Genomic DNA, 15,060 nt, shown 5'->3' with positions numbered 1-15,060 from the left:
GGAGACTGTGTGAAGAGCCGGTTCGCAGTTCGCTGCGGGCCGGCTTTTTCGTGGCAAGAGGCATCGCTCTCACACTCCTTCGTTCTCCCGCGAACGCGGGAGTCCAGGATACCACGCGCTGCGTTCCTTTACCCTGGGCTCCCGCATTCGCGGGAAAACACGGTGGCGCTATGCTGCCAGATCGATCTCTTCGCCCGCTGCAGCCGCCAGCAGCCGTCGCTCCAGCGTCCTCAACCGCGCGGGCTGCGTGATCCGGTCGCCCGTCAGGTCGGTGATGTAGAACGTGTCGACCGCGCGCTCGCCGTACGTCGCGACATGCGCGGAGTGGATCGTCACCTTCGACTGGAACAGCGCGTTCGCGAGCTGGTTGAGCAGTGCCGGGCGGTCTCGCGCATTGACCTCGACCACCGTGAACCGGTTCGATGCCTTATTGTCGACCAGCGCATTCGGAACGATATCGAACGCCTCCGCCCGCGTGCGGGGCAGGGGCTTCGCCACCAGCCGATCGGCGAGCTTGCCGCGGTTGGCGAGTGCATCCTCGATCGCGGTCTTCAGCCGCGAAAGCTGACCAGACTCGTCGAACGGCCGTCCGAACGGATCTTGCACAAGGAAATTATCGATCGCCATGCCGTCACGCGTCGTGTGGATGCGCGCATCGATGATGTTGCCGCCAGCGACATGGATCGCGCCGGCGATGCGGTAGAACAGCCCCGGGTGATCGGCCGCGTAGATCGTTACCAGCGTCGCGCCGCGGCCCGGATAGACATGGGCGTCGATCGCGAGTTGCGCATCGCCCGTGGTCGCAAGGAAACGGGCATTGTGCGCCAGCACATCCTCGGGTTCGGCGATCCAATAGGCCTCTGGGAGGCGGTGCACGAGCGTCGCGAAGGTTTCCTCGGTCCAGCCAAGTTCGTCGCGAAGATGTGCCTGCTTGGCCGCGATCCGCTCGGCACGACCCTTTTGTTTGTGACCGAGCCGCAGGACTTCCTCCGCCGCCTCGTACAGATCGCCGAGCAACTGGCGTTTCCAGCCGTTCCACACTCCCGGCCCGACCGCACGGATGTCGACGATCGTCAGCGTCAGCAGCAGGCGCAACCGCTCCGGGCTCTGCACCACATCGCAGAAATCGAGGATCGTCTTGAAGTCGCTGAGATCGCGTTTGAACGCGGTTGCCGACATCAGCAGATGCCAGCGCACCAGCCACGCGACCGTCTCTGTCTCGGCGGGTGTTAGGCCGAAGCGTGGGCAAAGCCGTTGCGCCACCTCCGCGCCTAAGATCGAATGATCGCCGCCACGTCCCTTGGCGATGTCGTGGAGCAGCACCGCAACATACAGCGCACGCCTCGACACGATCTGTTCGAAGATCGCGCTGGCGAGCGGATGCTCTTCCTTCAGCACGCCACTCTCGATTCGCGCGAGCAGGCCGATCGCGCGGATGGTGTGTTCGTCGACGGTGTAGTGATGGTACATGTCGAACTGCATCTGCGCGACGACGCGCGCGAAATCGGGCACGAACCGACCGAATACGCCCGCCTCGTTCATCCAGCGCAGCACGAGTTCGGGATCGCGGGGCGAGGTCAGCACGTCTAGGAACAGCGCGTTCGCGGTCGGGCTGTTGCGGACGTCGTCGACCAGCTTCGCATCCCGCGCAGCGGCGCGCATCGCGAGCGGGTGGATCTCGACGCCGTGCTTGTCGGCGAGCTGGAAGATCTCGATCAGGCGTTTGGGATCGGCCCGGAAGAAGTCGTCGCTGGGCAGCGCGAGCCGCCCGCGATCGAGTACGAAGCCGTTCAGCTTGCGCGGAGAGCGTCGGATCGTCGGCAACCCGAAACGCCGGCCGCGCGCCGCGAACTTCTCGTCGAGATGCGCGAGGAAGACGCCGCTGAGCGTGCCGACGGTCTTTGCCTGCAGGAAATAGAACTGCATGAACCGCTCGACCTTCGACTTGCCGGGTCGGTCGGAGAACCGCATCCGGTCGGCGATCTCGCGTTGCAGGTCGAACGTCAGCCGGTCCTCGGCGCGCCCGGTAATGCTGTGCAGATGGCAGCGCACCGCCTGGAAGAAATTGTCGGCGCGGTGGAACAGGCGGTATTCGGCCTTGGTGAACAGCCCGACCTCGACCAGTTCGGCAGCGCGCTGGACGTCGTAGATGTATTTGCCGATCCAAAACAATGCGTGAAGATCGCGGAGGCCGCCCTTGCCCTCCTTGACGTTGGGTTCGACGACATAGCGCGTGTCGCCCATCTTCCGGTGGCGCGCGTCACGCTCGGCGAGCTTGTCGGCGATGAAGGTGCGCGCGGTATCGGCCTGAACTTCGGTCTTGAAGCGGTGCGACGCCTGCTCGTACAGTTCGGTATCGCCGCAGACGTAGCGCGCCTCGAGCAGCGCGGTTCGGACAGTGACGTCTGATTTCGCTTGGCGGACCATCTCGTCGAGCGAGCGGCTGGATTGGCCAAGCTTCAGCCCGAGATCCCACAACGCGTACAGCATCGATTCGATCACGCGCTCGGCCCACGGCGTCTGCTTGCCCGGTGTGAGAAAGCCGATATCGACGTCCGAATGCGGTGCCATTTCCGCGCGGCCATACCCACCTACCGCGATCAGCGTGAGGCGCTCGCCGATCGTCGGGTTGGGCAACGGGTACAGTCGCTGCGTGGTGAAATCGAACAGGATGCGGAGCAGCGCGTCGATCAGATACGCTTGCGCCCCCGACGCTTCGAGCCCGCGGGATGGATGTTCGACGAGGCGGCGTTCGACCTCGACCCGGCCTTTATCAAGCGCGGCCTTCAGAAGCGTGGTCGCTTCTCGGCGTAGCGCGGTGGGGTCGACACCCTCCAGCGCGGCGATGGTTTCGGCGACGGCGCGGCGATCGATGATCGCGCGACGGTTGGGGAGGTGATCGAAGCGGCCGGACATAGCGCCCAGATAGGGGCGCCGCGCGCGTGCGTCATCAGGATTGCGCAAACGCCCGCCGAAACGTAACCGGACGCGCGAGTGGAGGACGAAAATGAGCGAACCATTGCGCGTAGCCCTTGCGGGGCTGGGAACCGTCGGCGGCGGTGTGATCCGATTGCTGGATGCGAACCGCGAGTTGATTGCCAAGCGGGCCGGCCGGCCGATTGAGATCGTCGCGGTTTCCGCGCGAGATCGCGGCAAGGATCGCGGCGTCGACCTGTCGCGGTTCGCGTGGGTCGACGATACGACCGCACTGGCGAAACAGCCGGGTGCGGATGTCGTGGTCGAGCTGATCGGCGGATCGGACGGCCCCGCGTTGACCTTGGCGCGCAGCACGCTGGCGGCCGGGCGTAACTTCGTCACCGCGAACAAGGCGATGATCGCGCATCACGGGCTCGAACTCGCGCAGGCGGCCGAAGGGGCAGGCGTCGCGTTGAAATTCGAGGCGGCGGTCGCGGGCGGCATTCCGGTTATCAAGGGGTTGCGGGAAGGTGCTGCGGCGAACGAGATCGCCCGCGTGTACGGGATCCTCAACGGTACCTGCAATTTCATCCTGTCGAAGATGGAGTCGGAGGGCCGCGATTTTGCCGAGGTTTTGGCGGAAGCGCAGGCTCTGGGGTTCGCCGAATCCGATCCAAGCTTCGACATCGACGGTGTCGACGCGGCGCACAAGCTGTCGATCCTCGCGGCGGTCGCGTTCGGGACTCAGCCGGCGTTCGACGACGTTGCGATCAGCGGCATCCGGCATCTGCTGGGCGCGGACATCGCAGAAGCGGCGGCTTTGGGTTACCGCGTCCGGCTGCTTGGGCTGGCGGAAGCGGGCACGGACGGGCTGTTCCAGCGCGTGCATCCGCATCTGGTAGCGATCGATCACCCACTCGCGCACGTTACCGGATCGCTGAACGCGGTGGTCGCAGAGGGCAATTTCGTCGGCCGCTTGCTGTTCCAGGGGGCCGGCGCGGGCGATGGCCCGACTGCGAGCGCAGTAGTGGCCGACCTCATCGACATCGCGCGTGGCGAGTTCGGTCCGCCGTTCGCAATGCCGGTGGTCTCGCTCACGGCGGCACCTAAGGCGGACAGCGGCGAGCGGCGGGGGCGTGCGTATTTGCGGTTCACCGTCGCGGATCGGGTCGGCGTGCTGGCGGAGATCGCGGCGGCGATGCGCGATGCGGGTGTCTCGATCGAGAGCCTGATCCAGCGCGGCGCGATCGCCGATGGCAGCGTGCTGGTGGCGATCGTGACTCACGAGAGCCCGGAACGCTCGATCGCGCAGGCGCTGGAGAAACTGCGCGGGTCGCAGAGTCTCGTAGGGCAGCCGATGTGGATGCATATCCTAGATTAATAGCACTTATGCTCCCCTCCCGTTTTAGGGAGGGGAGGACATCTCTCTATCGGCAGTCCGTCGTACCGATTGCGACTTCATCCACTTTCTAGACCAGCGAACAGCAATGCCGCAGCGGCGCGACAATCGGCGTGGCGTCAGGAAGGCCGCCCGAAGCAGGGTGAACGGGGCTATGCAGCCTTCCGCCTAGTTCACGGTACCGACGGGACCGTCGAGATCGATCGGCACGCGGCCGCGCTTGTCGGGCTTCTTGGCGAGGGCGCTTTTGATCAACCCTACTGCGGCCTTCGCGATTGGGGCGATCGGCGGGCCGAAGCCCACCTGGCATCCCCATTGGCTGGCCGCGCATGGTGTCCCTTCCAGTTGCAATGCACGCGCGGCGCTGAGGTCTGGATTGAAGGCAACCGCGTGATCGGACGGGCCGCGATCGTCGCGCATCGGCAGGCGTGGGGTCGTCGTCGCGGATTTACCGCAGACGATGATCTCGTTGCCGTCCTGCGTCTGCGTCGCGCACGGATCGACGAGGATCGAGAAATGCTCCGGCAAGGGCGGCGCCGCCGGGGCGGCGGTGTGGGCCGACACCTGAAGCAGCGCGGACAGGATTATTGCAAACATGATCAGGTCCTTACGGCGCAGGCTTGCGGAACGACGTGTTGTCTCCGCCGCCGACCGTCATGGTGACGCCCGCCATCCCGCCACCGACCTGGAATGGACCGAGATCGGCGAGCGGAGAGGTGCGATGTAGTAGACGAGTACGTTCGTCGCGGACACTCTCGTGCTTGGGGTCGCCAGCGTCATGAACCAAGAACGGCACGCGATACCGGTCGGCGGTGCGCATCCCGCAGACCGTGATATCGGTCTCGTCGGCGCTCTGGATACAGGGTTGCTCGGCAGCCATCCGCGCCTTCGCAGTCGCCATCAGCGGGTCTTCAATCACCATCGACAGCAGCATCGCGAGCATCGGCGCCTCCCGGACAGGCTCGCAGACTGGCCGCGATCGCCGGTAAGGGCAAGCGTCATTGCTCGATCTTGGCGACCCCGAGCCGAGGAATGTCGATCGCCGGACACCGGTCCATCACGACTTGCAGCCCGGCAGCTTCCGCACGCGCCGCGGCCTCCTGGTTGACGACGCCAAGCTGCATCCACACCGCCTTCGCTCCTACCGCGATGGCCTGATCTACTGCTTCACCGGCGGCAACAGAGTTGCGAAAGATGTCGACGATGTCGATCGGGTCGCCGAGTTGCGACAGGTCCCGAAAGACGAATTCGCCGTGGACATGCTCGCCGGTGATCTGCGGGTTGACCGGGATCACCCGGTAGCCATGCGCCTGGAGCTCGGCCATTACGCCGTAGGAGGGGCGATCGGGGCGGTCGGAGGCGCCGATCAACGCGATCGTTCGCGCGCCTTCAAGCAAAGCCTTGATATCGGCATCGGCGGTCAATGGCATCGATGCCTCCTGCAAGAAGAAACCTGGTCCGCTCGTACCGCAACTCAACACGTCGGGTACGACCGGTAATCAGACAACGTAGATCAGGCTCGTGGGTTTCACAGTTTCCCGAGCCATGCGACGACCTGAGCCGCAATCGGCATGAACACCGTATCGTCGGGGTTCGAGGCGGGCGGGGTGCCCGCATCGGAGGCGGTGCGGATCGAGATCGTCAGCGGAACGCGGCCGAGGAACGGGATGCCAAGTTCGCGCGCCGCCGCTTCCGCGCCGCCATTGCCGAACGGGTCCGACGCTTCGCCGCAATGCGGGCAGATATAGCCCGCCATGTTCTCGACCAATCCGATGATCGGGATGCCGGCCTTCTCGAACAGGTCGATCGCGCGACGGGCGTCGATCAGAGCGAGATCCTGTGGGGTCGAGACGATCACTGCGCCCGCGGGGCGGTATTTCTGGACCATCGTCAGCTGGACGTCGCCAGTGCCGGGCGGGAGATCGAGCACGAGCGTATCGGTCACGCCCCAGTCCGCCTCGACCAGCTGGCCGAGCGCACCCGCCGCCATCGGCCCGCGCCACGCGATCGCCTTGCCGGGCTCGACGAGCTGGCCCATCGACAATAGCGGTACGCCGTACGGGGTGGGGACGGGGTCGAGTACTTTGTCCTTCGCGGTCGGGCGGGTGCCCTCGACGTTCATCAACCGGGGCTGCGACGGTCCGTAGATATCGGCGTCGACCAGCCCGACGCGCCGCCCGGCGCGCGACATCGCGATGGCCAAGTTGGCGGCTAGCGTCGATTTGCCGACGCCGCCCTTGCCGCTGGCAACCGCGATAAGCCTCCGCGTGGAGCGTTCCGCCGTTACGGCGATCCGTACTTCGGAGATGCCGGGCTGGGTCGCGGCCATCCGCACGGTCGCTTCCAGCGCATCACGTGCTTGCGGGTCGAGCCCGGTTGCATCGATGATGATGCCCGCCCGCGTCCCTTCGAGCCGGACGGTCGCCCGCTTGCCCGCTACTGCAGCAACCGCCGCCTTTACGCCTTCGATGTCGATCATCCGCGCCAGATAGGACCGCTAAGGCCGCTTGGCACTGTTTTTCCGCCAGCGCACACCTATAAAGGTTGGTATGACGATCTTCTCGCGCTGGTTCCGGCGCCCCGATATCCTCGCCACCGAAACACCGAAAGGCCCTTGGGGCGGCTCGGGCGACGACGGTAACAGCGGCCCGCGCAATCCCTGGGCGCAACCTCCAGGTGGCCGCAAGCCTGCCGCCAAGCCGACCGCGCTCGACGAGTTCCTGCGTAAAGCGCGCGGCTCGGGTGGTGGTGGCGGCGGCACTGGCGGCTTCGGTGGCTTGCCGTCGGGCGCCAACGCCCGCGCGCTTTGGGCGATCGGCGTCGCGATCATCGCAGTCGTCTGGATCCTTTTCACCTCGGTCCATCAGATCGGCCCGCAGCAGCGCGGCGTCGTCACCTATTTCGGCAAATACGCCGGCACGCTCGATCCGGGCGTTCGCCTGACGATGCCCGCGCCGATCGCCGACGTGACGGTGGTCGATGTGCAGAAGATCCGCACGGACAATTTTCCCGTCGGTGACGGCGAGAACCTGACGCTTACTGGTGACCAGAACATAATAGATTTGGCGTATTCGGTACGCTGGGACATCGCCGATCCGCGCGATTACGTGTTCCAGCTTGCAGAGCCGAACGAGACCGTCCGCGCCGCCGCCGAGAGTGCCATGCGCGCGGTGGTCGCCACGACGACGCTCGATCAGGCGATCGGCACTGGCCGTACCGTGATCGAGCAGCGTGTCGCCGAACTCACGCAGCAGATCCTCAACGACTATAAGTCGGGCGTCCGGATTCAGGGCGTTGCGATCAAGCAGGCCGCCGCGCCCGCAAGGATCGTCGAGGATTTCAACGCGGTTACCGCCGCGCAGCAGGAGGCGATCGCCAACCTCAACCAGTCGCGCTCGTACGCGCAACAGGTTGTGGCACGCGCGCAAGGTGAGGCCGCGTCGTTCGACAAGGTCTACGAGCAGTATAAGCTCGCGCCCGAAGTGACGCGTCGCCGCATGTATTACGAGACGATGGAGGCGGTGCTCGCCAAGAGCGACAAGACGATCGTCGAGACGCCGGGTGGGGTGGTGCCGTATCTGCCGCTGTCGAACGCCAAGCGTCTGCCGAACCCCGAGGCTGTCCAGTCGACACCAGCGCCTGCTGCGGCGGCGGCTGCCCCCCAGCCTGGAGCTGCCCAGTGAACGCCGTGAGTTTCCGCAACCCGATCGTCGCCGGGATCATCGCGCTATTGCTCGTGATCCTCGCCGCGTCGACGTTTGCGATCGTGCCCGAGACCAAGCAGGCGGTGATGCTGCGTTTCGGCCAGCCGATCCGCACGGTAAACGCGTGGCAGCCGAACACGCCGTTCGGCCAGACCGGCGCGGGGCTGATCGCGCGTATCCCGTTCGTCGATCGGATCGTCTGGATCGACAAGCGCGTGCAGGATCTGGAACTCGACAACACGCTGGTGCTGTCGACCGACCAGCTCCGGCTCGAGGTCGACGCGTATGCGCGCTACCGGATCGTCGATCCGCGCAAGATGCGTAATGCGGTCGGCAGCGAGGACCGGATCCCCGATCAGCTTCGCCCGATCTTGGGCTCTGCGCTGCGCAACGAACTCGGCAAGCGGCGCTTCGTCGAACTGCTGAGCCCCGAGCGGTCGGAGTTGATGGACAACATCCAGAAGGGTCTCCAGCGCGTCGCCAGCCAGTACGGCGTCGAGATCGTCGACGTCCGTATCAAACAGGCAAACCTTCCCGTCGGCCTGCCGCTCGAGAGCGCGCTCAAGCGCATGTCTAGCGCACGCCAGCAGGAGGCGATCACGATCCGCGCCGAGGGCCAGAAGCAGGCGCAGATCGTCCGTGCGCAGGCCGATGCGGATTCGGCCAAGATATATGCCGAGAGCTTCGGCAAGGACGCCGACTTCTACGACTTCTACCGTGCAATGCAGTCGTATCGTCACACCTTCGGTGCGGATGGTGGCCCGGCACCTGAAGGATCGACCTCAATCATTCTTTCGCCCAACAACAGCTATCTGCGGGAATTCGAGGGCCGCGGGCGTTAAGCTCGCGGAACCTTCCGTCCCGCGTTCATATTCAAGCATTGTTCAGAACGATGTGCCTAACCGCCATCTGTTTCGATTGATGAAACGAGAGGACAACATCTAGTGCGTTACGCCTACGCCATTACCAGTGCTCTTCTCCTCGGCGGCGCGACCGCGACGCTCGCGCTTCAGCCAAGCGGCGCGCAGGTCGCGCAGAACGAACCCGGTGCAATCCAGGCCGTCTCGCCTAAGCCCGGCGCGCCGATGAGCTTCGCCGACATGGTCGCGCGGCTCCAGCCCGCGGTCGTCAACATCTCGACCAAGCAGACGATCGTCCAGAAGCAGCAGGCCAATCCGTTCGCGGGCACGCCGTTCGGCGACCTGTTCGGTGGCATGGGCGGCGGCGGTCAGGGTGGCGCGCCGGTGAAGCGCGAAGGCGCATCGCTCGGGTCGGGCTTCCTGATCTCGCCCGATGGCTATGTCGTCACGAACAACCACGTGATCTCGCCCGGCGCGCAGGGTGCGACGGTCGATTCGATCACGGTGACGCTCAGCGACAAGAAGGAATATGTCGCCAAGGTCATCGGCAAGGATCAGGAGTCAGATCTCGCGCTGCTGAAGATCGACGCGGCGAACCTGCCGTTCGTGAAGTTCGGCGACTCCAACGGCGCTCGCGTCGGCGACTGGGTCGTGGCGATCGGCGAGCCGTTCGGCCTCGGCGGCACCGTGACCGCGGGCATCGTCTCGGCGATCAACCGCGTCACCGGCCAGGGCGGCGCATATGACCGCTTCATCCAGACCGACGCGTCGATCAACCAGGGCAACTCGGGTGGACCGATGTTCGATCTCAACGGCAACGTGATCGGCGTAAACTCTCAGATCTTCAGCCAGTCGGGTGGTAACATTGGCATTGGCTTCGCTATCCCGGCTGCCGTCGCCAAGCCGATCATCGCGACCTTCATGAAGGGCGGCACGATCGAGCGCGGCTATATCGGCGTCCAACTGCAGCCGGGTGGCACGATCAACGAGGATACCGCCGCGGCGCTGGGCATTCCCAAGAACCAGGGCGAGCTGATCAACGATGTGACTGCGGGCGGCCCGGCGGCGAAGGCCGGCGTGCGCGCTGGCGATGTCGTGACCAAGGTCAACGGCCAGCCGGTGACGGTCGACCAGTCGCTGTCCTACCTCGTCTCGAACGTGAAGCCCGGTCAGACCGCGCGTCTCGACATCCTGCGCAACGGCAAGCCGACTTCGGCAAACGTGGTCGTGGTGCCGCGTCCAAGCGCGGACAAGCTGGCGGCTGTGGTCGGCGGCGATGCGCAAGGCTTCGGCTCAGACGACGGTGACGACGGCGATGACTCGGCAACGCCCGCCGCACCGGTGGCCGGTGCAGCGCTTGGCATCGGTGTCCAGCCGCTGACCCCTGCGATCGCGCAGGCGGTCGGCGTCGAAGCCAGCACGCAGGGCGTCGTCATTGCCGTGGTCGCGCAGACCAGCGATGCGTTCGGCAAGCTCAAGCGCGGCGACGTCATCATCTCGGTCAACGGCACGCCCGTCCGCACTGCGGTCGACGTCCAGAACGCGGTCAACGTTGCCAAGGCGGCTGGTCGCCCGCAGGTCCTGTTGCAGGTCAAGCGTGGACGTACCCCGGCGCAGTTCCTGCCGGTCAAGATCAAGTAATCCACGACCGACACGACCGATTATAAGGGACCGTCGCTCCTGTGAGCGGCGGTCCTTTTTCTTCGTGGCGCGCGAGGTTAGGGTCGGCGCCGCATACAGAGGACGAGACCCATGACCGACGGCATCTTCATCGGCGCCAGCGTGGACGGCAAGCCGCAGACGCTCGAACTGAAGCGGGCGAACCGCCACGGCCTGATCGCGGGGGCGACCGGTACCGGCAAGACGGTGACGTTGCAGGGGATCATCGAGGGCTTCTCGGCAAACGGCGTGCCGTGCTTCGTCGCCGACGTGAAGGGCGACCTGTCCGGGCTCGCGATGGCCGGCTCGCCGACCGCGAAGACGCACGCGACCTTCGCCGAGCGCGCGAAGGCGATCGGCGACGATGGTTGGGCCTATGCCGACAATCCGGTGCAGTTCTGGGATCTCTTCGGCGAGCAGGGCCATCCGATCCGCACCACGATCAGCGAGATGGGGCCGCTGCTGCTGTCACGGCTGATGGACCTCAACGAGGTGCAGGAAGGCGTACTGACGATCGCCTTCCACGTCGCAGACAAGGAGGGGCTGCTGCTGATCGACCTCGACGATCTCCAGGCGATGCTCACCGAATGCGCCGGCCGCGCGGATGAGCTGACGGTCACGTACGGCAACGTCTCGAAGCAATCGATCGGCGCGATCCAGCGCTCGCTGCTCCAGTTGCGCACGCAGGGTGCGGAGAATTTCTTCGGTGAGCCGGCGCTCGAGATGAACGACTTCATCGGCGTCGACGACAAGGGGCGGGGGATCGTCAACATCCTCGCCGCGGATAAGCTGATGGCCTCGCCGAAACTGTATGCGACGTTCCTGCTGTGGCTGATGAGCGAATTGTTCGAGCATGTCCCCGAGGTCGGCGATCCCGACAAGCCGGTGCTGTGCTTCTTCTTCGACGAGGCGCATCTGCTGTTCGACGAGGCCCCGAAGGCGCTGCTGGAGAAGATCGAACAGGTCGTCCGCCTGATCCGCTCGAAGGGGGTGGGCGTGTACTTCATCACGCAGAACCCGATCGACGTTCCCGACACCGTCGCAGGACAGCTCGGCAACCGCGTCCAGCACGCGTTGCGCGCGTTTACCCCGCGCGATCAGGCTGCGGTGCGCTCCGCGGCGGAGACGTTCCGGGCGAACCCCGGCGTCGACGTCGCGACGATCATCACCGAATTGAAGGTCGGTGAGGCGCTAGTGTCGCTGCTCCAGGCGGATGGCGCGCCGACGCCCGTCGAGCGCACGCTGATCAAGCCCCCTGCCTCGCGCGTCGGGCCGATCACGCCGGCGGAGCGGAAGGTGATGATCGAGACCGATGCGGTCGGCGCGAAATACGACACGCTGGTCGATCGCGAGTCGGCGGAGGAGTTGCTGGCGGCGAAGACGCAGGAGGCGAGTGCTGCGGCGGCTGAGGCTAAGGCGACGACCGAGGCGGATAAGGCCGCGGCGGCGCAGGCGAAGCTCGATGCGAAGGCGGCGAAAGAGGCGGAACGCGCGCGCATTGCGGACCAGCGCGAGGCTGATCGGCAGCAGCGTGAAGCTGATCGCGAGGCGGCGAATTCGCCCTGGACCAAGATGGCTTCCTCGGCGACGCGCGCGGCGAGTTCTTCGATCGGGCGGCAGGTGGCGAACGAGATTGGCAAGCAGGTCTTTGGCACCAAGTCCCGCCGTTCGTCGTCGAGCGGTGGTCTGGTCGGCACGGTGCTGCGCGGGGTTTTAGGCGGGCTCTTCCGGGGCTAGGCTGCTTACATGACTGGGGGAGAGCTACCCCCCAACCAAATACCACCCCGGCGAAGGCCGGGGCCCAATTGGGGAACGGAGGTAACGTCGGACGGCGCTCCGTTACATCGACCTTCCCAATTGGGCCCCGGCTTCCGCCGGGGTGGTAGTTAAGTCACTCAAGGAGTCAGACGATGTCCTTCGATTTCGAATCCACCACCGACTGGACTCCAACTGACTGGACAGTAGTCGGCGAGGACAGTCTCGACGACGCGATCACCCTCCGTCGCGCGATCCACGCCGATCCTGAAGTCGGTCTCCGCTGCCCGCGTACCTCGGACAAGGTGAAGGCTGCGCTCGCCGGCCTCCCGCTCGAAATCCGCGAAGGGACCTCGACAACCGGCTTCGTCGCGATCCTCCGCGGCGGGCGTGCAGGCAATGCCGGCGGCAACGGCCGCACCGTCCTGCTCCGCGGCGACATGGACGCGCTGCCGATGCAGGAGGAGACCGGCCTCTCGTTCGCGTCGAAGATCGACGGCGCTATGCATGCTTGCGGGCATGACTCGCATACCGCGATGCTGGTTGGTGCCGCGAAGGCGTTGTGCGCACGGCGGGACGAACTTCCCGGTACGGTCGTCTTCATGTTCCAGCCGGGCGAGGAGGGGCATCACGGCGCGCGCCACATGATCGCCGACGGCTTGCTCGACTCACCCCTGCCGGAGGCTGGCTTCGCGCTTCACATCTCGCCGAACATGCCGATGGGGCATGTGGTCAGCCGTACAGGTACGCTGATGGCTTCGACCGACACGCTGCGCGCGACGATCACCGGTCGTGGTGGGCACGCGGCGATGCCGCACGACTGCCTCGATCCGCTGCCGATCGCCTGCGAAATCGTTACCGCGCTCCAGACCTATGTTGCGCGTCAGGTCGCGGTCACCGACCCTGCCGTTCTTTCGATTACCAAGCTCAACGCGGGCTCCGCGCACAACGTCATCCCGTCGACCGTCGAGATGCTCGGCACGATGCGCACGCTGTCGGAGCGTACGCGCGAGCAGGTCCGCGCGGCGTTCATCCGCATGGTCGAGGGCATCGCCGCCGCGCATGGCGCCGTCGGGACGCCGACGATCGAGGAAGGCTATCCGGTTACCGTCAACGACGAGCGTGCGACCGATCTGATGAAGGCGTGCGCGACCGCGATCGGTGGCGAGGGCGCGTATCAGGTGATGCCGCCGATGATGGGCGCGGAGGACTTCTCGTACGTGCTCCAGAAGCTGCCCGGCGCGATGGCGTTCATCGGTGCTGCGCCCGAGGGTAGCGACCCGCGCACCAACCCGCCGCTCCACAACACGAAGATGACGATCGACGAGCGCGTGATGGCGCATGGGATAGCGATGCACTGCGCGGTGGCGGAGCGGTTCCTGGCGAACGGGTTCGACTGAGAGGCGGTGGCCGTGGACTGCGTGGAACGGCCGGACGTGGCGGTTTAGGCCGAGCCGCTCGCGGCTGGCCATCCCGCGTGGTCCCAAAGGTTACGATAAAGTCACACCAAGACGGTGTTTGAGGCTGCGTCCGAGTAGTGCACTGGCACACGGTCTCGGCCACCCCATGCTGCACTGCAGCACGGGAACATCAGCCTCTTGGGCGTGTAGTGCCCGCATAGTTGGCCACTGCCGCCGCGGCCGCCTGGATCAGTTTCTGGCGTTCGGGCATCGGCCGGATAGTATCGCCGATCATCACTGCGATGCCATAACGACGTCCATCGGGGGCGGTGAGCAGACCGACGTCGTTGAAGCCGGCGTTGCGGCGGCCGAGGTCCTGGCCGGTGCCGGTCTTGTGCGCGATCTCCCAGCCGCCCGGGAGCGCGGCGCGCAGGCGAGCGCGGCCGGTGACCGAGCGGCCCATCGTGTCGAGCAGGATCTTCGTCGAGGTCTCCGACAACAGGTCGCCCTTCGCCAGCCGAGCGATCGCATCGGCGATCGCGATCGGCGCGGCACCGTCGGGCGGATTGCGCACATACGCGTTCAGCGCAGCCTCGCGCACCGCGGGCGACAGCCGGTTGCGTGCGGTCATGAAACCACCATTGACCGCGTAGGACGGCTGCCAGACGAGCCCCGCCGTGCCGCTCTGCAACAACCGCTCGCCCGGCCCGAACCGGATCGCGCCGAGTTGTTTGCGCGCGATCATCGACCGCACCGCGGATGGCCCACCGACACGCGTGAGCAACCGGTCGTTCGCGGTATTGTCGCTGTGCGTCAGCGCGCGCGTCAGCAGCTCGCCGACCGTCGTCCGGTAGCCGTCGCCCTTGACCAGCATCGCGATCGGTTGGTGGAACAGCGTGAGGTCTTGCGGCCGCACGACGATCGGCTCGTCGAGGCGGATCTTGCCCTGGTCGCGCAGGTCCATCACGGTCATCGCGACCCAGAGTTTGCTGACCGACTGCTGCGGCAGCAACTGGCGACCGCCGGCCTCGACCGTCCAGCCATCGTCGACCGCGCGTATCGCGATCCCCGCCTTGCCCTGGAACCCGCTCTGCAGTTCGGAGATCGCGTTGACGAGACCGGCGGGCGCGGGGCGCGGCGTACGCGGCAGGGGCGGCGGCACGGGGATCGACACGAACCCCTCGGACTGATGCACCGGGGAGACGGCGGGCGGGGTCGGTCGCGACGCCGATCCGCATCCGGCGAGCGCCGTGCCGAACAAGGCGGTTGCCAGAAGACGCTTGAACGCACTCGCCGATGTCATGATGGATTGAACGCCCTGCACTGAAGCATCGATCCTTATCCGTTGATCGGCCACGCGAAACTGC

12 protein-coding genes are annotated in these 15,060 nt (G+C 65.8%); 6 read left to right on the top strand and 6 right to left on the bottom strand.

Going from position 1 to position 15,060, the window contains the following annotated elements:
* Positions 1-168: 168 nt before the first annotated feature.
* Positions 169-2,916, bottom strand: coding sequence for a [protein-PII] uridylyltransferase (locus IFT67_RS15160; protein ID WP_192239010.1), 2,748 nt, complete (start codon positions 2,914-2,916; stop codon positions 169-171).
* 91 nt (positions 2,917-3,007) lie between these two features.
* Here IFT67_RS15160 and IFT67_RS15155 point away from each other — a divergent pair, with 91 nt between their 5' ends.
* Positions 3,008-4,297, top strand: a complete 1,290-nt coding sequence (locus IFT67_RS15155) for a homoserine dehydrogenase (RefSeq protein ID WP_192239009.1) — start codon at positions 3,008-3,010, stop codon at positions 4,295-4,297.
* A gap of 186 nt (positions 4,298-4,483) precedes the next feature.
* Here the strand turns inward: IFT67_RS15155 and IFT67_RS15150 are convergent, their stop codons facing one another.
* The 4 genes from IFT67_RS15150 to IFT67_RS15135 all read right to left on the bottom strand — a co-directional run bounded on the left by IFT67_RS15150 (position 4,484) and on the right by IFT67_RS15135 (position 6,794).
* A complete protein-coding gene (locus IFT67_RS15150) occupies positions 4,484-4,912 on the bottom strand; it encodes a hypothetical protein (protein ID WP_192239008.1) in 429 nt (142 codons plus the stop codon).
* 10 nt (positions 4,913-4,922) lie between these two features.
* Positions 4,923-5,258 (bottom strand): hypothetical protein, encoded by a 336-nt coding sequence (locus IFT67_RS15145; RefSeq protein WP_192239007.1) that lies wholly within the window; start codon positions 5,256-5,258, stop codon positions 4,923-4,925.
* Between the two features lie 55 nt (positions 5,259-5,313).
* On the bottom strand, positions 5,314-5,745 hold the full coding sequence (locus IFT67_RS15140; RefSeq protein WP_192239006.1) for a CoA-binding protein: 432 nt from the start codon (positions 5,743-5,745) through the stop codon (positions 5,314-5,316).
* A 98-nt stretch (positions 5,746-5,843) separates the two neighbouring features.
* Positions 5,844-6,794: an Mrp/NBP35 family ATP-binding protein gene (locus tag IFT67_RS15135; RefSeq protein ID WP_192239005.1), complete on the bottom strand. Its 951-nt coding sequence runs from the start codon at positions 6,792-6,794 to the stop codon at positions 5,844-5,846.
* Positions 6,795-6,864: 70 nt separating this feature from the next.
* On the opposite strand from IFT67_RS15135, the gene hflK reads away from it, so the two are divergent.
* From hflK to IFT67_RS15110, 5 genes are all read left to right on the top strand, one after another.
* The gene (gene hflK / locus IFT67_RS15130) at positions 6,865-7,998 is read left to right on the top strand and encodes a protease modulator HflK (protein ID WP_192239004.1); all 1,134 of its coding nucleotides are present in this window, start codon (positions 6,865-6,867) and stop codon (positions 7,996-7,998) included.
* On the top strand, positions 7,995-8,861 hold the full coding sequence (gene hflC, locus IFT67_RS15125; RefSeq protein WP_342450626.1) for a protease modulator HflC: 867 nt from the start codon (positions 7,995-7,997) through the stop codon (positions 8,859-8,861). The genes hflK and hflC overlap by 4 nt, the downstream gene beginning before the upstream one ends.
* A gap of 102 nt (positions 8,862-8,963) precedes the next feature.
* Positions 8,964-10,520: a Do family serine endopeptidase gene (locus IFT67_RS15120; protein ID WP_192239003.1), complete on the top strand. Its 1,557-nt coding sequence runs from the start codon at positions 8,964-8,966 to the stop codon at positions 10,518-10,520.
* 111 nt (positions 10,521-10,631) lie between these two features.
* On the top strand, positions 10,632-12,275 hold the full coding sequence (locus tag IFT67_RS15115; RefSeq protein ID WP_192239002.1) for a helicase HerA-like domain-containing protein: 1,644 nt from the start codon (positions 10,632-10,634) through the stop codon (positions 12,273-12,275).
* A gap of 173 nt (positions 12,276-12,448) precedes the next feature.
* On the top strand, positions 12,449-13,693 hold the full coding sequence (locus tag IFT67_RS15110) for a M20 metallopeptidase family protein (RefSeq protein ID WP_192239001.1): 1,245 nt from the start codon (positions 12,449-12,451) through the stop codon (positions 13,691-13,693).
* A 190-nt stretch (positions 13,694-13,883) separates the two neighbouring features.
* Here IFT67_RS15110 and IFT67_RS15105 read toward each other — a convergent pair whose 3' ends face one another.
* Positions 13,884-14,996: a serine hydrolase gene (locus tag IFT67_RS15105; RefSeq protein ID WP_192239000.1), complete on the bottom strand. Its 1,113-nt coding sequence runs from the start codon at positions 14,994-14,996 to the stop codon at positions 13,884-13,886.
* Between the last annotated feature and the right edge of the window lie 64 nt (positions 14,997-15,060).

Origin of the sequence: Sphingomonas sp. CFBP 13728, from assembly GCF_014841895.1 — a bacterium.
In the GTDB taxonomy this organism is placed as follows: Bacteria; Pseudomonadota; Alphaproteobacteria; order Sphingomonadales; family Sphingomonadaceae; genus Sphingomonas.
Note: the sequence above shows the minus strand (reverse complement) of the source record. Positions and strands in the feature narration are given on the sequence as shown.

Coding starts and splice junctions, on each gene's coding strand:
- hflK (WP_192239004.1), top strand. CDS start 6,865: ATGACGATCTTCTCGCGCTGGTTCCGGCGCCCCGATATCCTCGCCACC.
- IFT67_RS15115 (WP_192239002.1), top strand. CDS start 10,632: ATGACCGACGGCATCTTCATCGGCGCCAGCGTGGACGGCAAGCCGCAG.
- IFT67_RS15110 (WP_192239001.1), top strand. CDS start 12,449: ATGTCCTTCGATTTCGAATCCACCACCGACTGGACTCCAACTGACTGG.
- IFT67_RS15150 (WP_192239008.1), bottom strand. CDS start 4,912: ATGTTTGCAATAATCCTGTCCGCGCTGCTTCAGGTGTCGGCCCACACC.
- IFT67_RS15145 (WP_192239007.1), bottom strand. CDS start 5,258: ATGCTCGCGATGCTGCTGTCGATGGTGATTGAAGACCCGCTGATGGCG.
- IFT67_RS15155 (WP_192239009.1), top strand. CDS start 3,008: ATGAGCGAACCATTGCGCGTAGCCCTTGCGGGGCTGGGAACCGTCGGC.
- IFT67_RS15105 (WP_192239000.1), bottom strand. CDS start 14,996: ATGACATCGGCGAGTGCGTTCAAGCGTCTTCTGGCAACCGCCTTGTTC.
- IFT67_RS15140 (WP_192239006.1), bottom strand. CDS start 5,745: ATGCCATTGACCGCCGATGCCGATATCAAGGCTTTGCTTGAAGGCGCG.
- IFT67_RS15135 (WP_192239005.1), bottom strand. CDS start 6,794: ATGATCGACATCGAAGGCGTAAAGGCGGCGGTTGCTGCAGTAGCGGGC.
- IFT67_RS15160 (WP_192239010.1), bottom strand. CDS start 2,916: ATGTCCGGCCGCTTCGATCACCTCCCCAACCGTCGCGCGATCATCGAT.